Below are 19,441 nucleotides of genomic sequence, written 5' to 3'. Positions count from 1 at the left end.
CAGCCGATGTCGGCGGTGCACCAGTAGACGTCGGACTCCGGCTTGAGGTCGAAGACGGCGTGGTGGGTGTAGCTGGCCTGGGTGAGGTAGCCGCCCGAGGTGTGCAGGATGCCCTTGGGCTTACCGGTGGTGCCCGAGGTGTAGAGGATGAAGAGCGGGTGCTCGGCGTCGTGCGCCTCGGGGGTGTGCTCGGTGGACTGGCGGGCGGTGATCTCGTGCCACCAGACGTCGCGGCCCTCGGTCCAGGAGACGTCCTGGCCGGTGCGGCGGATCACCAGGACGTGCTCGACGCCGTCGACCTTGGTCAGCGCCTCGTCGATGGCGGGCTTGAGCGCGGACGGCTTGCCGCGCCGGTAGCCGCCGTCGGCGGTGATGACCAGCTTGGCCTGGGCGTCCTGGATCCGGGAGGCGACGGCGTCGGCCGAGAAGCCGCCGAAGACCACCGAGTGGGTGGCGCCGATCCGGGCGCAGGCCAGGATCGCGACGACCGCCTCGGCGATCATCGGCAGGTAGATCGCCACCCGGTCGCCCTTGGCGACGCCGAGTTCCAGCAGGGCGTTGGCGGCCTGTGAGACCTCGTCCTTGAGCTGGGCGTAGGTGATGGAGCGGCTGTCGCCGGGCTCGCCCTCGAAGTGGATGGCGACGCGGTCGCCGTTGCCCGCCTCGACGTGGCGGTCGACGCAGTTGTAGGCCACGTTGAGCTTGCCGTCGGCGAACCACTTGGCGAACGGCGGGTTGGACCAGTCGAGTGTCTCGGTGGGCTCGACGGCCCAGGTGAGGCGGCGGGCCTGCTCGGCCCAGAAACCGAGGCGGTCCTCGGAGGCCTGAGCGTACGCGGCCGCGGTGACGTTGGCGGCTGCGGCGAGCTCTGCCGGCGGGGCGAAGCGCCGTTCCTCCTTGAGCAGGTTGGCCAGGCTCTCGTTGCTCATCATGAACTCCAGGTACGTGGTCGGTCGGGGCGGCCGGGCCTCCCCCGTGCATGTTGTCGATCACCGGGCCGCCAGGGCCCGACCCCGCTTGAGAGGCACCGCCCTGGCGGTGCCTCGGGATGGCACCCTCGTCCCCGCCGCCCGGCGTGCCGGGCGGGGCGGGTGCGCCAAAGCGGCCGTCCGGCCATCGCGTGGACCGTGGCCCGCCGGGAGTCATCTGGCTGTGCGACTTCCGGGCCCGACATCCGGCGGTTGCCGTCAGGGCTCGGAGCCCGACTCTCGCGGCCGGGAGCGCTCGTGCGGCGGCCTCGCCCTCGCGACCTTCGCCCGGTCCCGTGCTCCCCCGAAGGAGAACAAAGGACCGGGCGAAAGCTGCTTCCGGTTCCGGCGGACACCGCTACAGGTCATCACGTCCGGGCGGCTCGTCCGGAACGAGTGAGTGAGGATCGGGCTAGTGGGCGCCCAGGCCGGTGAGTGAGCGGACCTCCAGTTCGGCGTACTTGGCGGGGTCCGCCTTCTCCTTGGAGAGCAGGGTGGCGATGGCGCCGGCGAGGAAGCCGATCGGGATGGAGACCAGGCCGGGGTTCTCCAGCGGGAACCAGTGGAAGTCGGAGTGCGGGAGCAGGGAGGTGGGCTTGCCGGAGACGACGGTGGAGAAGACCACGAGCAGGACGGAGCTGATCAGGCCGGCGTAGGCCGAGGCGACCGCCCCGGCGGTGTTGAAACGCTTCCAGAACAGTGAATAGAGGAGGGTGGGCAGGTTGGCGGAGGCGGCGACCGCGAAGGCCAGGGCGACCAGGGCGGCGGTGTTCAGCTTGCCGGCGAAGAGCGACAGGACGATCGCGACGGCGCCGATCCCGACGGCGGCCCACTTCGCCGAGCGGACCTCCTCCTTCTCGCTCGCCCTGCCGCGACGGATGACGTTGGCGTACAGGTCATGGGCGAAGGAGGCGGAGGAGGCGAGGGTGAGTCCGGCGACCACGGCGAGGATGGTGGCGAAGGCCACCGCGGAGATGACGGCGAGCAGGATCGCGCCGCCGGTGGAGCCGGCCCCACCCCCCAGGTACTCGGCGAGCAGCGGCGCGGCGGTGTTGCCGGCGGCGTTGGAGGCCTTGATGGTCTTCGGGCCGAGCAGGGCGGCGGCGCCGAAGCCCAGCACCAGGGTCATCAGGTAGAAGCCGCCGATGATGCCGATCGCCCAGAGCACGGACTTGCGGGCGACCCGGGCGGTGGGCACGGTGTAGAAGCGGACCAGGATGTGCGGCAGGCCGGCGGTGCCGAGCACCAGGGCGATGCCCAGGCTGAGGAAGTCCAGTTTGCTGGTGCCGGTGGCGCCGTACTTCAGGCCGGGTTCGAGGAAGGCGGAGCCCTTGCCGCCGGCGTCGGCGGCGGCGCCGAGCATGCTGGAGAGGTTGAAGTGGTACTTGGCCAGGACCAGCACCGTCATCAGGCCGGCGCCCGCGATCAGTAGCACGGCCTTGACGATCTGCACCCAGGTGGTGCCCTTCATGCCGCCGATCACCACGTAGACCACCATCAGCGCGCCGACCGCGACGATGGTCCAGCGCTTGGCGGACTCACCGCTCACCCCGAGCAGCAGGGCCACCAGGGAGCCGGCGCCGACCATCTGGGCGAGCAGGTAGAAGATCGACACCACGATGGTGGAGATGCCGGCGGCGGTGCGCACCGGTCGCTGGCGCATCCGGAAGGCCAGGACGTCGGCCATGGTGAAGCGGCCGGAGTTGCGTAGCGGTTCGGCGATCAGCAGCAGGGCGACCAGCCAGGCGACCAGGAAGCCGATCGAGTAGAGGAAGCCGTCGTAGCCGTAGAGGGCGATGGCGCCGGCGATGCCGAGGAAGGACGCGGCGGACATGTAGTCGCCGGAGATGGCCAGGCCGTTCTGGAAGCCGGTGAAGCCGCGGCCGCCGGCGTAGAAGTCGGAGGCGCCCTTGGTCTGGCGTCCGGCCCATACGGTGATGCCGAGGGTGGCCAGGACGAAGATCCCGAACAGTCCGATGGTCAGGCCGCGGTGCTCGGTGGCGGAGCCGGCGGCCAGCAGGACGGTGGTCATGAGGCGGCCCTCCCGGGCTCGGTGGGCGCCCCGGGCGTGCGGCCGTCGCGGATGGCGGCGGCACGCGGGTCGAGGCGGCGGCCGGCGTAGCGGGCGTACCACGCCGCGATGGTGAAGGTGCTTGCGAACTGGAGCAGGCCCAGCGCCAGGGCGACGTTGACGTGTCCGAACAGCGTGATCGCCATGAAGCCGGCGGCGTAGTTGGAGAGCAGGACGTAGAGCAGGTACCAGAGCAGGAAGCCTGCGGTCACCGGGAACGCGAAGCCCCGGAACGAACCGCGCAGCCGGCGGAACTCCTCGGTACCTTCGATGTGTTCCAGCCGGTCGGGGGCCGCCCGACCGGCGAGCGAAGAAGTTCCACGGGATGCCTCCTGAGGTCAGCGGGTGGGTGGGGGGAACGGGGGTCGAAAGGGCCGGACCGTCCGTGCGCATCAGTACTGCCAGGGCCTGCCCGCCGGTGGCTACTGCGACCATCGTCCGCACCCCCGCCCGGCGGCGGATTCGTTTCTGCAGCGCATCCCACCCCGGACGAACGTGCGACGAAAGACATCCCGGCCGGACGTGCGGCGAACGGTCGTCTTGTGCGCCCAGCGGTGCGCCGAACGGTCGACCCGACACCAGCCCGCGTCCCCTCCCCGCCGCCGGCACTACCCGCCCTCACCTCGCGCATCACGGCCCCCGAGCCCACAGAAGGCCCTCCTCGACCCGCTCGACCACCCCCCGTCCCCGCCCACGCGAGGCCCGGCGCCGGCTCGCCGGGCCGTACCGGTCCCCCGAAGCCTTCGAATCGCAGCCACCAGCACTGTGCGCACACGCAATGACGAGGCCCCGGGTCGGCCGGAGCCTCCGCCCGCACCGCCATGGCGGTCCCCGGCCGCCGCGCACGCCTTGGGGCCTTCCTGCACTGGTCCCTGACCTGTAGTCAGGGATTCGCCCTTCCGGCTACCGCCCGTTCTGCGGCGTTCCGTTCCGGCCGCCCGCCCTGCTTCGGCTCCTGGGCGGCTTCCGTCCGGGGCCGCTCGCCCCCGCCCATAACCGCACACTGCGTGGTCGGCTGCCCGCCGGGAATGCCCGCTCGCCGGATGCGGGGCGATCGTGGTCACGAGGCGATCTCGGCGTCCCGCCCCCTTGACGATTGTCCCGAACGAGGAGTGTTATATGCCTCATCGCGTTCGGGCATGTCGTTCCTGAGCGCGTTCGTTGAATCGCCCCGAGCGTCGGTCGGCCCAAATCAATTCGCTCGGAACGTCATTGACGTCACGTCATCGCTTCTGCGCTCCGCGTCATCGAGGCCTTCCACATCAGGGCGGGCCCCTGACCGGCCGGCGTCTCGGCCGGCCCCGGACATCCGTGCAGCCGTGACAGACGGCTGTCCGTGAAGGTGTCCGGGGCGCAGTAGCCCGACCGATCTTGCCGGCGCACCCGCCACCAGGTCGTTCCCGGCGCCATCCTCGGCAGGCCGATGACAGCGCCTCCATCGAACAAACTCTCACTCCCCCAGGTGACCATCATGGACAGAGTCCACCGCGCGACCTCAAACCCCCGCCCACCCGCCCGCGACACCGACTCCAGCCCTGCCAGTACGGCGGATGCCTCGTCCCCGTACCCGAAGAAGCCCTCCACCTCTCTTCTCGGCCGCCTCGGTGTGACGTTCGTGGCGGCGCTGACTGCTCTGGCGACCTCTGTCGCCCTGGCTCCCCCACCAGCCTCCGGCGCGACGACCACCACCGTCAACGACCCTGCCTACGCTCCATACGACCTCGCGGTCGACGCCCCCGTGCTGATCGTGCTGGGGCAGAGCAACGCCGTCGGCTGGTCGACTTCGATCACCGACTCCGCCGACCTGGCCCAATGCAACTCCTTCGCCCATGTCAAGGGCTTGAAGACCGCCCAGAACCGGGTGGTCGGGGCACTCAATGCGACGTGGACGCCGTACACCTGCGCCGGATCCAACCTGGGCTCGGACCGCACCACTAGCTACAACGCCTACAACACCGCAACGGTTACCGCGCTGCGATGGGAGCGGGCGATCCAGGCCGGCGCCAGCCTCCCCGACCTGAACGTGATCCATGTGGCCTGGGGCTCCCAGGGCGTACAGAGATTCGACTGGCCGAGCGACCGCTGGTGGCCGGACCGTAACCCGAGCGACGTCGAGAGTCTCTACCAGTTCACTCTGAACACGATCTCCAACGGCCTCCGGGCACTGCAGGAGGCCGGCAAGCGGCCCCGGATCATCGGCATGCACTGGAACCAGTGGGAGGCCGAGGCGTCGCAAAAGACGACGGTCAGCACCAGCCGTGTCCAGCAGGCGTTCCTCAACGTCTTGGAACCGCTCCGGACCGTCACCGGAGCCGGCACGTCGACCCCGATCTTCCTGTACCGTCCGCGCACAACCAATTACGACGAAACGGAGACGCAGCACGTCACCGAAGCGCTGACAGGACTCGCCAACCGGCCCGCACCCAACCCCTATACACTGATCGACCCCGCGCTCGCCACCACGGCGACCGGCACCCCGCTCTACGACCCCTCCGTCGTGAAGAACTACGGGATCTTCAATGGGGACGGCGTTCATTACACCCGCGCCGTGCACGAGTGGTTCGCCGACCAGCAGTGGAAGAGCGTCTTCACCAACGGTCGCTATGGCGCACCGGTGGCCAAGCAGGTCAATGTAGCTATAGGACGGCCCGCCACGCAGTCCTCCACCATCGCGCCCGCAGCCAAAGCTGTCGACGGGAACACCAACGGCGTGTACGCGGTCGGCTCCGTCACTCACACCGACTTGGATGCCAACGCTTGGTGGCAGACCGATCTCGGCGCGTCCACCCCGATCAACACCATCAAGATCAACTCGCGCAACGACGGCACCGACGGCTATCGCGGGCGCAGCGCCAACGCCTCGGTGTTCGTCTCCGCAACGGACATGACCGGACGTAGCTACGCCGACCTGCACAGCGACCCCACCGTCTGGCGGTACGACATCCCGGGCACCCCGCCCGCGCAGATGACCATCCCGGTCGCCACCCAGGGGAGATACGTCCGCGTCCAACTCCCAGGTACCAACTACCTCTCGCTGGCGGAGGTTTCCGTCTACACCCTCCGGAATTGACCACCACCTATCGAGTTATCCGCCCCGGCGATCGCGCCGGGGCGGATAACCGGTACCTCACCCGACCGGATCGTCTGCCACAGTTCGGCCTGAAGGGCCTCCACCCGCTGCCGAGCGGCGCGCTCATGTTCCTCCAACAGACCCATCACCGACCGCATCCGGAGCCTCCACCGCAGAGACGACCCAACCCCCTGTCTCTGCCACCGAAACACCGCCTCTATCTCTGACCAGCAAAACGAACCCGCCATTCTCGGAGTGACTGTGAGGATGATCTGGTGCCGCTTCGAGCGGTGGCCTGACTCGCGGAAAGACTGGCCCTGGTGCCCTTCTGTTGATCTGTCGGCCACCGCCCGGAGCGGCACCAGCTGCCGCCGGGCAGGGGACGTGTCCCGATAGGGGCCTTCGCGACAGGCACGATCACGGTTTTGACCTCCCCGGCCCGGCGACGGCCACCGGTTCCGAGGCGATCAGGAGACGGGCGACCTTGCTCAGCATCACGCATCACGCAGCCCGCAGCCCGCAGCCCGCAGCCCGCAGCCCAGCGTCACACCAGGGCCGATCCCGGCGAGGAGATCCTCCTCGCCGTCGACACCCACAAGGACTTCCACGCGGCGGCCGTCGTCACCGTCCTCGGCGCCGCCCTGGACGGACGCACTTTCCCGGCCACCACCGAGGGCTATCGCCAACTCGTCGCCTGGGCGCGCTCGTTCGGTACTCTGCGTCGGGCCGGGGTGGAGTGCACCGGCTCCTACGGCGCCGCGCTCGCCCGTCTCCTGCGCGACGAGGGCATCGAGGTGACAGAGGTCAACCAGCCCGACAAAGCAGCGCGTCGACGCCGAAGCGGCGGCCCGCGCAGTGCTGTCCGGTCGCCCCACCGCAACCGCGAAGACGAGCGACGGTCCGGTTGAAGCACTGCGACTGCTCAAGCTCGCGAAAGGGTCTGCGATCAAGTCCCGGACTCAGGCCATCAACCAGCTCAAGAGCGTTCTGGTCTCGGCGGACGCCGCCCTGCGCGAGGCGCTGGCCGGGCTGAGCAACCCGCACCTGTTCAAGCGGTGTGCCGAGCTGGACGACTCCCAGGAAGACGGGCCGGCGGGCACTGCCCGACAGGTGCTGAAGCTCCTGGCCGGCCGCATCCAGGACCTGACCGGGGAGATCGACAGCCTCAACAAGCGGATAGCCGCGGGCGTCGAAGCACATTTCCCCGGCCTGCTCGACACCCAGGGTGTTGGCCCCGACAGCGCCGCTACCCTGCTGATCTCGGCCGGTGACAACCCCGACCGTCTCAGCAGCGAGGCATCCTTCGCCGCCCTGTGCGGGACCAGCCCCGTCGAAGCGTCCTCCGGCAAGACCCAACGACGGCGACCCAACCGTGGAGGCGACCGACAGGCCAACGCTGCACTCTACCGGATCGTCCTCAGCCGCCTGCGCTGGGACGATCGCACCCAGGACTACCTGCGGCGACGCCTCGCCGAGGGCAAGAGCCGCCGGGAGATCATCAGGTGCCTGAAGCGGTACGTCACACGGGAAATCTACCGACTCATCGCCGCCGTCAGGACTCCCATGGGCCACGCAGCTCCTGCAGGAATCGCGAGTTGACATCCATAGGGGCATCAACGGCTTCTGAGTAGGGTCGGGGACTGGCGCGGTGGCTGTGGCTCCGTTTCCAGTCCCCGCCGCTTCAAACCGTGCATGCAGTTCTCCCGCACACGGCTTTCCGACATCGTTCACCGGCTGGCGTGCGCCGTCGCCCCGCGTACGTTCCCGGTCAGGCGGTAGACCCCGAGCCGAGTGATCCCCCCATAGGTGTAACGGGTGGTTGAAGCTCCACCCTGCGGCTGGACACTCTCCGTCTACGCCGCGAGGGTGTGACCTTGCAGGTGCCGCTGGCGGATCTCGAGGGGCGTGGCGACGACCGCACCAACGCGATCGCGTCCCGCTTGAACTCCGTCGTGTACCGCTTACTCATGTTGTTCTTGGTTCCCACCTGAAACTGGTTCCTCCGGGCTCACATGTCCCAGTGTCCAGGTGTCCAGCCGCAAGGTGGAACTTCAAGGAGCCCGGCTGTGTCCCAGCGGCCTCGCCACGAGTACACCGCAGGCTTTCCTCGTGGCCTCCCACGCCCGCTCTTGAATACGGTCGTGGAAGTTCCCGCCGACCCGCAGGTCGACGAGACGCACCGCGCCCGGCCCGGATCCACCAGGTTCGAGCCGGTGTCGGGGGTGAAGGACGCAGTAACGCCGGTACCTCACGTACTCCTCTTCGTCTTGCCCAGCGGGCAGGTACACGGCACACTCCCCTGGGGAGACCATCTGGTCCGAGAAGTCCTTGCCCGGGACCGGCTCCCCGGATCGCTGGGCACGGACAGATCGCGGTCAGGGGGTGATGTCGAACCCGTCGACGGTGGCGCTGGTCCCGTCGCGCTTGACGACCTTGATGGTGTGGCTGCCTGGGGTGAGCCCGTTCGCGGTGTAGATGCTCTGCTGAGCGCTGAGGGTGGCGGCGTAGGTGTTGACGAGGCCCTTGGAGACGTCGTCGATGAAGATCTCGACGTTGCCCTGGTCGGGTGCCTTCTCACCGATCAGCGTCACGCCCGTCCCCTGGAAGGTGAGGAGCGCGTAGCTCCCGTTCTCGGGTGTGGTGTGGATGTTGTCGTCGCGGTCGCCCATGCCCCGGAAGCCGAATGCGGTCCAGATGCCGCGGTACTCGATCCTCCTGTCGTCGTTGTCCACTTTGGTGGCCGGGGAAGCATGCTCCTGGGTGGTACCGGCTGCGGAGATGATGGCCAGGGCGGCAGCGGGCCACGCGCCCCTGTAGACGATGGTGGCCGGTTCGATCGTGCTGTTGGTGGCGTTGTTTTCAGCGGTGCTGACGCTGGAGTAGGTGTCGTGAATGTCGATGTCGTGGATGGTGGGCGTCCACAGGCGGGTCCACCGGGTACCGTTCGCGTAGCGAACCACGTTCTCGTACACGTCCCAGTAGGAGCTGCCCTCGTCGATGTAGAGGTCCTTGTTGGCCGCTACGCCAGTGCCGTGGTTGTAGCCGCTCACGACGTTGCCGGCCATGACGGACCTGCTGGTCCCTCCCGCACCCTGGCCGCCGAGGACGTAGATCGGGCCGCCGTCTACAAGCAGGCCCATCACGTCGTGGACGTAGTTGTTGAGGATCTTGTTGCGCCCCGAGTAGATGGTGCCCTGGGTGCACGGCGTCGAGGCGGTCGGCCGGGGAACACCCTTATACTTATTGGGGTTGGCGTCCATCGCATTGATGGTCTCGGCAGCCTGCATGGCACAGTCCGAGGCGTAGCCCCAGCCCCAGCCGAGGGAGATGCCGGAGTAGGGGGTGTGGCCGACATCGTTGTTCGAGATCTCGATGTCGCGGCCGTGGCCGACCCAGATGCCGACAGATCCGGCGAAGTTCCGGCCGGGGTGCTCGACCCGGTTCTGGGAGACCGTGTTGCCGCTCGTCATGAGGGCGGTGTCGGCGAGGTAGTAGTCGTCGACCTCGCCGACGGCCACGCCGTTGCTGCCGGGGTGGTGGATCCAGTTTCCGGTGGCGGTGGAGTTCTGCGTCCCGTCCGCTAGGTCGAGGGCCGAGCCGCCGAGGTTGGCGAACTCGTTGCCGGTGAACGCGATGTTCTTGCCGCGGTGCACCTGGACTGCGGCGGGAACCCTGACGTTCAAGTGGGTGTCCGGGTCCCAGATGACGCCTCCTTGGCCATCGATGAAGCCCCTGGTGTTGGGCTGGGTCCATGTGGTGTTGGCGAAGGTGATGCCCTGGAAGGTGATGTCGTGCACGGGCTGGATGGCCTTGGGGATTGCGGTGAAGGCGTCGACGCGCACGGTGCCGGCGCTCTGGTTGACCACCTTGACCGTGTGGGTGTCCTCGGCGAGTCCTCTGGCGGAGAAGAGGACCTGTTGGGCGAGCCGGGCCGTGCCGCGGTTGGAGACGGTCGTGGGGGTGCCTCCGTCGATGGAGACGGCGAGGTTGCCGCCGTCCACCATCTTCTCGCCCAGGACGTCGATCCCGACGCCGGTGAAGGTGTAGCTGAACGAGGCGCCCACCTGCTGGGTCTTGAGTGCGTCATGGTTCAGGTCCCCGAAGGGCTTGCCCTTGGCCTGCCCTGCCGGCGGGTCGGGCGGGGTGTCGCTGGCGAGCGTCACGGTCCCGGTGGTGGAGGTGTTCGACAGCGTGGCGTTCACCGGGGCCAGGTGTCCCGGGGTGCCGGACAGGTTCACCAACTGCTCGGCCGCGCCAACCTGGACGTCAGCGGTGGCCAGGTTCTCGCCGCCACGCGGCTTGTAGTAGAGGTACCCGCCCGAGGCGTCGATGTAGAACTCACCGGGCTGGTCGATGAACTGGTAGGCGTTCTCCAGCCAGCTGACGTTGCTCAGCGTCGGCGCGCCGGAACCGTTCAACGGGTAGCCGGGGAACGGCCGGACCTGGTTGGCCGAGCAGGCCGCGTTCGACTTGATGCGTACCTCAGCGCTGGTACCGCCCGGCTGGAACGGCGACACAGTGGTTGCAGTGGCCGGAATGGTGACCGTGGTCGGGGTGATGCTCTCCAGCGGGCAGCGCAACTGCTTCCAGTAGTAGTTGTCGACGACCTCCACCCGCTCAGGGCTGGGGATCTGCGTGAAGTCGATTCCGCTGAGGGTGGCGTTCCCCTCGGCCGTGTAGTGCACGCTGGTCCACGCGAGGCCGGGGGCCAACGGCCACACACTGTCGCTGAAGGAGGCTGTCCGGGCGCGCTGGGCCGGAACTCCGTTGATGGACACGTCGCGGCTGTTCCTGGCCGCGGCGTTCAGGGTGCCCGCCGGCAGGGTCGCGCGCCAGATCCCCTTGGCGGAGTCGAACACCGAGAAGCCGGTGACCTTCTGGCCACCGCTGAACACCGGCTTCTCCCCCGGCGCGGCCGTGTAGACTACCTGGTGGCCGTTGGTTCCGGAGTCCCGCACGTCCAGGGTGAGCGGCTCGCTCAGCGTGTAAACCCCGCCGCGCAGCAGGACGCGGATGTCGCCCGACATCGAGCCCGCCACCGCCCGGACCTTGTCCCGCGCCGCCGTCAGGGCGCACGGGGCACTGCTCGAACAGGTGGTTCCGGTGCCCGTGGGCGACGCGTAGAAGTCCGTCGTGCCCGCAGCTACCGCCGATACGGTCATACCGGTGCCAACCAGGCTGCCCACCAGCAGCCCGGCGGCCGGTACGACCATCCGTCTCTTTCTCATGTCTCTCCTCGGGTTGATGACCAACGCCCGCCACACGGGCGCTCGGCCTCCGGGTCGGTCCACCGGATGGCGCCACTGCGCGAATCGGTCTGCGCGCTTCCCGCACACACATCCGATGTCTAGGTAGGTCGGTACTGTATCGGCAATGCGACTGATGAGATAGACGTTAAGCGGAACGGCTTCTACTGTTTCGATCGGATGTCCGCCCCGCCGAGAAGGCGAGGCCCCGACGGGGCATGGCGAGAGCCGCGGGGGCGCCACACGAGCAGACACCGTGCGCCAAATGCCGCACTACCGGCTCGCATACAGCTCCCTGGACACTATCCAGGGAGGGGAATCGCTTCCCCGGGGGGAGAGTTCCCGCTCGCCCGCGGACGGGCTCGGCGGCCGGCGTCACCTCTCACTCCGTGAGTTCGTGATGTTCCCCTGCGATGCGAGCCGGATTATTCATCGGATGACTTTGCTTCGTCCCGAGCTATCCGGGGCCCGCAAAGCTATTGGAGGGCGCGCCGGTTGGCCCACAGGGTGGGATCATCGACGTTGTCCCGGACAACGAGGGGCGCGGGCAGTTGGTCCTCCAGGCCGTTGGGCAGGGCGACAATCATCGAGCCGTGGTCCGTCGGGCCCGGGCTGAAATGACGGCCGACCGCACCCTCCCGTGCGTAGTACAGCGCGTACTTGGCATAGAGGTCTGCAGGCTGGGAGACCGTCGCGTCGACCTCGCCGGAGCGGATCGCGTCGAGTTCCTGCGGTGTTCCGTCGTTCGAGACGATGGCGATGTGGCCGGCCTGGCCAGCCGGCCTGAGGAGGCCCTTCTCGCGCAGGACTGCCAGCGTGGGCTCCAGGAAGACGCCGCCGGCCTGGAGGTAGAGGCCGTTCACATTCGCTTCCCGCGCGAGCGCGGCACGTAGTTCCCGCTCGGCGATGTCCGCCCTCCACTCCGTGGCCAGCACGATGACCTTGATCCCCGGGAACTCGGTCCGCATGCAGTGCGCGAAGGCCTCCGATCGCTCGAAGCCGTTGATCGACTCCAGGCTGCCCTGCAGCTCGACGACCTTCCCCTTTCCCGCGAGTTGCGCGCCCAGGCGCTTACAGGCCTTTAGCCCGTACGCGCGGTTGTCTGCCCGTACGACCATGAACACGGTGCCGCTCTCGGGCCGGGCGTCGACGCTGACCACGGTGGCTCCCCTGGCGAACAGCGTGTCCAGGGTGAGGTCGAGGTGCTGGGTCTGTTGCGGCGACATGATCAGCGCTTTCGTTCCGCCGCGCTCGAAGGCCTCCAGGTTGGCGGCCAGTCTCCCGTCGTCGCCCTGCGAGGTGGTCGTGGCGGCGACCCGCACCCCGGTCCTGGCCTGCTCCTCGGCGAGGTAGCCCGCGTACGCGCGCCAGAAATCCGTGTCGGTGCGCGGGAGGTCTATGCCGATGGCGGGCTCTGTCGGGCCGTCCTGGCGTGCGCGCTCACAACCCGCTGCGCACCCGGCGAGCAGGACGGCCGCCAGTCCGGCCGCGACGAGTCTGAATCTGTAGGGCTCCATCCGGGTCATCACCTGAGCCATTCATCCGATGTACTGGGGGATTCATGACCGGACCATACGAGAGGGGTCACGCGATAGCAAGGCATCCAACAGGCACTATGACAGAGTCCACCTCAGGGCCGACCGGTAAGCTCCATGGATTTTCATCCGATGAATCCGGCATCCGAGGCCCATGCATGCGCGCCCTCCCCGTGGCCCGACCGCGGGGAGGGTACACACGACCAACCGCTACCCCAGCGGCGGCAGGACGGATTCACCCGAGCCCAGGGTGCCGCGGAGCCAGTCCTCGACCCCGGCGATGTGGACGGTCGCCCAGGCGGACGCGAGGCCGGGCCGGCGGGCGGCGATCGCGTCGAGGATGGCGCGATGCTGCTGGAGGGTGCGTTCGACCGCGCCCTCCTCGGTGACGCCCCGCCAGATCCGGGCGCGGGTGGTCGGGCCCGAGAGTCCCTCGATCAGCGAGCAGAGCACGAGGTTGCCCGCTCCTGCGGCGATCCGCTGGTGGAACTCCAAGTCGTTGGCAATCAGTTCGTCCAGGTCCGGGTCGTCGCCGAGTCGCTCGAGGATGCGGCGCAGGTCGTCGATCTCGGCGTCCGGCATCCGGCGGGCGGCCATCGCGGTGGCGGCCGGTTCCAGGATCCGCCGCACCTCCAGGAACTGCAGCACGGTGTCGTCCTGGTGGAACTCCACGACGAAGCCCAGTGCGTCCAGGAGCAGGCTCGGCTCCAGACTGGTCACATAGGTGCCGTCGCCTTGGCGGACGTCGAGCACCCGGATGAGGGAGAGGGCCTTGACCGCCTCGCGCAGGGAGCTGCGTGACAGGCCCAGCCGTTCGGCGAGGTCCGCCTCCTTCGGGAGCCTCGCCCCCGGACGCAGCTCGCCGCTGACAATCATGGCCTTGATCCTGTCGATCGCCTCGTCGGTTACCGGCATGCGTATCCACTCCCCTGTGGCTCGGACATCTGATGTATTCAGTATGACCTTGGCCCGTGACTCCTCAGCAGCGGGTGTGCCGGTCCGCTCCGGGAAACGTGCTCTGACCTCGGTGTGGGCGGAGGACTCACGACGCCCACGGTCCGGCGGCAGCCGGGGTGCGGCGGCCTGACGCTCTGGCAGTCGAAGGCGGTGAGGGCTAGGGATCGGACCTATGGTCCGGGATCATGGGGAGGGAAGACCGTCACCGGTGCGGCGGCCACCCAGCCGCCGCACCGGTGACGGTGGCGGTCGGCTACTCCTGCTTCTCGCCGGAGGCGAAGCGGGAAACGATGAGCGCGAGGATGATGATGGCGCCGTTGAGGAACTGGTTCCACAGCGGGGGCACACCGGCCAGGGTCATGACGTTGACCACGAGCTGGAGGGTGAGGACGCCGGTGAGGGCGCCGAAGAGGGTGCCGCGCCCTCCGTTGAGGCTGACGCCGCCGATGACGGTGGCGGCGAAGACCTGGAAGATCCAGCCGCTGCCCTGGTCGGCGGAGACGGAGCCGTAGTGGCCGGTGAACAGAATGCCGGCGAAGGCCGCCAACGCGCTGCCGGTGATCAGGACGGCCCAGGTGATCCGGTCGACCCTGATGCCAGCCGCGCGGGCAGCCTCCGCGTTGCCGCCGATGGCGTAGAGCGCGCGGCCGTGCCGCAGCCATGCCAGGGCGGCGCCGCCGGCCAGGAACAGTGCGGCGCAGATCCAGATGGCGGCGGGGGCGCCGAGCCAGGAGGCCCTTCCGAGGTAGGTGAAGGAGGAGGGGAGGTTCACGATGGACTGGCCCTGGGAGATCGCGATCTGCAGGCCGCGCAGCAGGGTGAGGGCGCCGAGGGTGACGATGAAGCCGTTGAGGCGCAGTTTGAGGATCAGGAATCCGTTGGCGGCGCCGATCAGGGCTCCGACCAGCAGGCAGAGGGGGACGGCGGCCCAGCCGGGGAAGAGGCCCAGGCCGTTGAACCGGTCGCCGTGGGTGGGGAGGACCAGCCAGACGGCGATCACCGGGGCGACCCCGATGGTGGACTCCAGTGAGAGGTCCATCCGTCCGGCGATCAGGATGAGGGCCTCGGCCAGCACCAGCAGACTGAGTTCGGTGGCCTGCTGTCCGACGCCGAGCAGGTTGTCCGAGGTCAGAAAGGCGGGGGAGACGATGAAGCCGATGACGCCGAGGACCAGGAGGGCCGGTAGCAGTGACAGGTCCCGGTAGCGGGCAAGGTCCAGGCCGGGCCGGGTGGCCGGAGGGGCGGCCTTCGCGGCCACGGCGGAGCGGGAGTTCAGTTCAGTCACGGGGGACATGGCTTTCCTTCGTGTCAGTGCCGGCCACGCCCTCCATGGCGGCGACCAGTTGTTCGTCACTCCAGCCGCGGGGGAACTCCGCGACGACCCGGCCGTGGAACATCGCCACCACCCGGTCGCAGACCCGCAGGTCGTCCAACTCGTCCGAGACGATCAGAGCCGTCCTACCGTCGTCTGCCACCTCGCGTACCGTGCCCAGCAGGGACTCCTTGGACTTGATGTCCACACCGTTGGTGGGCCGGACGGCCACCAGCACGTGGGGGCGGGTGGCCAGCGCGCGGGCGATGACCACCTTCTGCTGGTTGCCGCCCGAAAGCCCGTCCACCGGCGCGCCAGGCCCCGGGGTCTTGATGTCCAGGTCTGCGATCATCCGCTCGGCGAAGGCCCTGATCCGGGTGGGGAGGACGGTGCCGAACGGGCCGAGCTGGTCGGACACGGTGAGGGTGGCGTTCTCGGCCACACTGCGGTTGGGGACCAGGCCCTGGATGTGGCGGTCTTCGGGCACGAAGCCGATGCCGGCCGCCAGGGCGGCGGGAACCCTGCCGGTGCGCACCGGCCGGCCAGCGACGGTGATCCGGCCCGCGGTGGGGCGGTGCAGGCCGGCGATGCTCTCGCCGACCTGTACGTTGCCGCTGGCGGCGGCGCCGGCCAGGCCGACCACCTCTCCGGCCCGGACTCTCAGGCAGACGTCCTCGTAAGCCCCGGCCAGGGTGAGGCGGTCTACTTCGAGCAGGTCCGGCGCGTCGGGAGCTGGCCCCACGGGGGACCTGGTCTCGGCGGCGGTGGTACGGCTCTCGCCGGTCATGGCCTCGACCAGGGCGTGGTGTCCGAGGCTGGCGACGGGGGTGGTGGTGATGTGCCGGGCGTCGCGGTAGACGGTGACGGTGGTACAGAGGTCGTAGACCTCCTGGAGGTGGTGCGAGATGAACAGGAACGCGACACCCTGGGTCTGGAGTTCGCGCAGCTTGCCGAACAGCCGCTCGATCCCGCGCGCGTCGAGCTTGGCAGTCGGTTCGTCGAGGATGATGAACCGGGCGCCGAAGGACAGGGCCCGGGCGATCTCGACGAACTGCCGCTGTTCGACCGTGAGCCGGTCGGCCCTGGCGGCGGGGTCGACATCCACGCCGTACCCGGCCAGCAGGTCCGTTGCCCGGGTGCGCAGGCGCCGCCAGCCGATCGGGCGCAGCGCCCGGTCGCTCTGCCGGTCCAGGAAGAGGTTCTCGGCCACGGTGAGACAGCCGATGACGGTTGAGCGCTGGTAGACGCAGGCGACCCGGGTGCGCCAGGCGTCGGTGTCGCCCGGGGCGGGGGCCGCCTCGCCGTTGAAGCGCAAGGTCCCGGTATCGGGGTTCTGCAGGCCGGTGAGGATGGAGACGAGGGTGGACTTGCCCGCGCCGTTTCGGCCGACGAGGGCGTGCGACTCGCCGGGGGCAACCGTCAGGTGAGCGTCGGCGAGGGCTACGGTGGCGCCGAATCGTTTGCTGATCCCGTGCGCCTCGACAACCGGGACCGCCGGGCGGCTGTCCGCCATGGTGAGGACTCCTTTCCGCTGGGGATCGCGGCGGCCGGTGCGGCCGCCGCCCGCAGGTTCACTTGCCGACGTTGTTGCCCCACAGGCTCGTGTCGTCGACGTTGTCCTTGGTCACCAGGGGGGCCGGGAGCTGGTCCTCGAGGCCGTTGGGAAGTTCGATGATCGTGGAGTCGTGGTCGGTGGGGCCGGGCTTGAAGGTCTTGCCCTGGGCGGCGGCGTTCGCGTAGGAGAGGGCGTACTTGGCGTAGAGGTCGGCGGGCTGGGAGACGGTCGCGTCGATCTGACCCTTTCGGATGGCGTCGAACTCCTGCGGGATGCCGTCGTTGGAGACGATCGCGATGTGGCCGGCCTCGCCGACGGGCTTGAGGAGGCCCTTCTGCTGGAGCAGGGCGAGGGTGGGCTGCAGGAAGACGCCGCCGGCCTGCATGTAGATGCCGCCCAGGTCGGGGTGGGCGGCCAGGGTGGACTGGAGCTTGGCGGAGGCGACGTCGCCCTTCCAGTCGGTGGCCAGCTCGATCACCTGGATCCCGGGGAAGCTGGACTTCATACAGGCGGCGAAGGCCTCGGAGCGGTCGCGTCCGTTGATGGAGTCCAGGGCGCCCTGGAGCTCGGCGACCGTACCCTTGCCCGCGAGTTGCTTGCCGAGGAATTCGCAGGCCTTGGTGCCGTAGGCCTTGTTGTCGGCGCGCACCACCATGTACACCTGGCCCTTGTCGGGGCGGGTGTCGACGCTGACCACGGGGACCTTCTTGGCGGCGAGCTGGTCGAGGGTCGAGGCGATCGCGCCGGTGTCCTGGGGGGCCATGACGACGGCCTTGGCGCCGGTGTTCTGGAAGACCTGGACGTTGGCGACCAGCTTGGTGACGTCGTTCTGCGAGTTGCTGACCGGCAGGGCGTTCAGGCCCTGGGCTGCCACGCCCTGCTTCAGGTACTGGGCGTAGGAGTTCCAGAAGTCCGAGTCGGCGCGCGGGAGATCGATGCCGATGGCCGGCTTGGCCGTGCCCTCGGCGGACGGCGTCGCTTCGCTGCCGCGGTTGCAGGCGCTGCCGAGCCCGGCCAGCAGGAGTACGACAGCTGCGGTGGCAGCGGTGCGGGAGGTACGGGTGTTCATGGTGCGGGTCTCCTTGGCTGAGCTGGCCGGGCCACGACAGGTGGCCTCGGGGGATCCGGATGCCCGCGCTGCGGGCGGGAGACGGCGTCGGGGCGTTGCGGGTGAGCGGCGCCGGTGGCCCGGCCCTCATCCCGGGAACCGGCGCCGCCGGTCGTCGCGGTGCCAGTGTCAGGGCGGACCTGGACCGCGCCGGCGGGGCCGAGGCCCCGATGTACCGAGAGCCTGCGGTGATCCAGATTGATTCATCGGATGGCTTTCGGTGGAGAGGACTTTAGGAGTAGGTCAGCAACGTGACAAGGGACGCGCTTCGACGAATCCCAACCGTAACCTCGGCACCAGCGAGGATCTTCGGAATCACGGTTCTTGGGATGGGAATTATCCCATTTATGCCGTTTGCTCCTCACGCGGCGCACACAGGTCCTTGCGCTCGCCAGGGACCGACCCTATGGTCAGGCCTCTAGCAATTCATCAGATGTATCGAGGTCGTGGGCATCCAAGGCCCCGCCTCTGGAGGGGGTTCCCGCCGTGCAGTTTCTCCGTTTTGGTCCCGTCGGCGACGAGACACCCGCGGTCCGGGCCGCGGCCGGCCGCACGTTCGACCTGCGTGGTCTGACGCCGGACATCGACGCCGGATTCCTGGCCGGCGACGGCATCGCTCGGGTCCGCCGCGCGCTTGCCGAGGGATCGCTGCCCGAGATCGATGCGACGGGCCTGCGAGTCGGGGCGCCGATCGCCCGCCCGGGCAAGATCATCTGCATCGGCCTCAACTACAGCGACCACGCTGAGGAGACTGGTGCCCCGATTCCTGACCGCCCGGTGGTGTTCATGAAAGACCCGGCCACCGTGGTCGGACCCTACGACGAGGTGCTGATCCCAAGGACGTCGGTACGGACGGACTGGGAGGTGGAGCTGGCGGTGGTGATCGGCCGCCGCGCCCGGTACCTCACGGACGACGTGCAGTCCACCGGCACGATCGCCGGATACACCATCAGCAACGACATCTCCGAGCGGGAGTTCCAGCTGGACTTCTCCTCACAATGGGACCTGGGCAAGTCCTGTGAGACCTTCAACCCGCTCGGTCCCTGGCTGGTCCCCGCCGACGAGATCCCCGACCCGCAGGCCCTCGGCATGCGGCTGTCCGTCAACGGCAAACTCCGCCAGGACGGCAGCACCAAGAACATGATCTTCGGCATCCCGTACCTGATCCGCTACCTCAGCCAGTACCTGGTGCTCAATCCCGGGGATGTGATCAACACAGGCACCCCGGCCGGCGTCGCCCTCGGCCTGCCCGACACCCCCTACCTGCGCCCCGGCGACACCGTCGAGCTCTCCATCGACGGCCTCGGCCTGCAACGCCAGACCTTCGCCCAGGCCTGACTCCCCTCCTCCTCTCCCCCGAAGGAACCGACCGTGCCCCGGCTGATACCGCGGATCACCGCCGTCGACACCTACGACATCCGCTTCCCCACCTCGCGCGACCTCGACGGCTCGGACGCGATGAACCCCGACCCCGACTACTCCGCCGCCTACCTCGTCCTGCGCACGGACGCCGGCGACGGGCTCGAAGGCCACGGCTTCACCTTCACCATCGGCCGCGGCAACGAGGTCCAGGTCGCGGCGCTCGACGCGCTGCGCCACCACGTGGTCGGCCGACCCGT

At 68.9% G+C, this 19,441-nt stretch carries 13 protein-coding genes and 1 pseudogene; 5 read left to right on the top strand and 9 right to left on the bottom strand.

Annotated features, from left to right (window positions below; translation table 11 throughout):
• From ACFWOG_RS29985 to ACFWOG_RS29975, 3 genes are all read right to left on the bottom strand, one after another.
• Positions 1 to 929 (bottom strand): AMP-binding protein (locus ACFWOG_RS29985; RefSeq protein ID WP_380362011.1); only part of this gene is annotated, 929 nt, incomplete at its 3' end.
• A gap of 451 nt (positions 930 to 1,380) precedes the next feature.
• Positions 1,381 to 3,000 (bottom strand): cation acetate symporter, encoded by a 1,620-nt coding sequence (locus ACFWOG_RS29980; RefSeq protein ID WP_380362009.1) that lies wholly within the window; start codon positions 2,998 to 3,000, stop codon positions 1,381 to 1,383.
• On the bottom strand, positions 2,997 to 3,320 hold the full coding sequence (locus ACFWOG_RS29975) for a DUF485 domain-containing protein (protein WP_380362015.1): 324 nt from the start codon (positions 3,318 to 3,320) through the stop codon (positions 2,997 to 2,999). The genes ACFWOG_RS29980 and ACFWOG_RS29975 overlap by 4 nt, the downstream gene beginning before the upstream one ends.
• Before the next feature lie 1,190 nt (positions 3,321 to 4,510).
• On the opposite strand from ACFWOG_RS29975, the gene ACFWOG_RS29970 reads away from it, so the two are divergent.
• The 3 genes from ACFWOG_RS29970 to ACFWOG_RS29960 all read left to right on the top strand — a co-directional run bounded on the left by ACFWOG_RS29970 (position 4,511) and on the right by ACFWOG_RS29960 (position 7,708).
• Positions 4,511 to 6,109, top strand: coding sequence for a discoidin domain-containing protein (locus tag ACFWOG_RS29970; RefSeq protein WP_380362013.1), 1,599 nt, complete (start codon positions 4,511 to 4,513; stop codon positions 6,107 to 6,109).
• A gap of 425 nt (positions 6,110 to 6,534) precedes the next feature.
• Positions 6,535 to 7,017, top strand: coding sequence for a transposase (locus tag ACFWOG_RS29965; RefSeq protein WP_380362007.1), 483 nt, complete (start codon positions 6,535 to 6,537; stop codon positions 7,015 to 7,017).
• Positions 6,965 to 7,708, top strand: a complete 744-nt coding sequence (locus ACFWOG_RS29960) for a transposase (protein WP_380362005.1) — start codon at positions 6,965 to 6,967, stop codon at positions 7,706 to 7,708. The genes ACFWOG_RS29965 and ACFWOG_RS29960 overlap by 53 nt, the downstream gene beginning before the upstream one ends.
• A 776-nt stretch (positions 7,709 to 8,484) precedes the next feature.
• Here ACFWOG_RS29960 and ACFWOG_RS29955 read toward each other — a convergent pair.
• From ACFWOG_RS29955 to ACFWOG_RS29930, 6 genes are all read right to left on the bottom strand, one after another.
• Positions 8,485 to 11,337 (bottom strand): hypothetical protein, encoded by a 2,853-nt coding sequence (locus ACFWOG_RS29955; RefSeq protein ID WP_380362003.1) that lies wholly within the window; start codon positions 11,335 to 11,337, stop codon positions 8,485 to 8,487.
• Between the two features lie 494 nt (positions 11,338 to 11,831).
• The gene (locus ACFWOG_RS29950; RefSeq protein WP_380362001.1) at positions 11,832 to 12,872 is read right to left on the bottom strand and encodes a sugar ABC transporter substrate-binding protein; all 1,041 of its coding nucleotides are present in this window, start codon (positions 12,870 to 12,872) and stop codon (positions 11,832 to 11,834) included.
• Positions 12,873 to 13,100: 228 nt separating this feature from the next.
• Positions 13,101 to 13,805: a FadR/GntR family transcriptional regulator gene (locus ACFWOG_RS29945; protein WP_380361999.1), complete on the bottom strand. Its 705-nt coding sequence runs from the start codon at positions 13,803 to 13,805 to the stop codon at positions 13,101 to 13,103.
• 295 nt (positions 13,806 to 14,100) lie between these two features.
• Positions 14,101 to 15,141 carry an ABC transporter permease gene (locus ACFWOG_RS29940; protein ID WP_380361997.1) on the bottom strand — a complete coding sequence of 347 codons (1,041 nt, stop codon included), beginning with the start codon at positions 15,139 to 15,141 and terminating at the stop codon, positions 14,101 to 14,103.
• Positions 15,125 to 16,672 (bottom strand): sugar ABC transporter ATP-binding protein, encoded by a 1,548-nt coding sequence (locus ACFWOG_RS29935; RefSeq protein ID WP_380361995.1) that lies wholly within the window; start codon positions 16,670 to 16,672, stop codon positions 15,125 to 15,127. Before ACFWOG_RS29935 ends, ACFWOG_RS29940 begins: the two co-directional genes overlap by 17 nt.
• 58 nt (positions 16,673 to 16,730) lie before the next feature.
• The gene (locus tag ACFWOG_RS29930) at positions 16,731 to 17,783 is read right to left on the bottom strand and encodes a sugar ABC transporter substrate-binding protein (RefSeq protein ID WP_380361993.1); all 1,053 of its coding nucleotides are present in this window, start codon (positions 17,781 to 17,783) and stop codon (positions 16,731 to 16,733) included.
• Positions 17,784 to 18,308: 525 nt separating this feature from the next.
• Here ACFWOG_RS29930 and ACFWOG_RS29925 point away from each other — a divergent pair.
• Positions 18,309 to 19,160 (top strand): fumarylacetoacetate hydrolase family protein, encoded by an 852-nt coding sequence (locus tag ACFWOG_RS29925; protein ID WP_380361991.1) that lies wholly within the window; start codon positions 18,309 to 18,311, stop codon positions 19,158 to 19,160.
• Positions 19,161 to 19,202: 42 nt separating this feature from the next.
• A pseudogene (locus ACFWOG_RS29920) lies at positions 19,203 to 19,441 on the top strand (fuconate dehydratase); the annotation flags it as partial.

This window comes from Kitasatospora sp. NPDC058406 (assembly GCF_042722765.1).
Lineage (GTDB): Bacteria > Actinomycetota > Actinomycetes > Streptomycetales > Streptomycetaceae > Kitasatospora.
The sequence above is the reverse complement of the archived record's forward strand: the minus strand, read 5'-3'. Positions and strand labels throughout refer to the sequence as shown.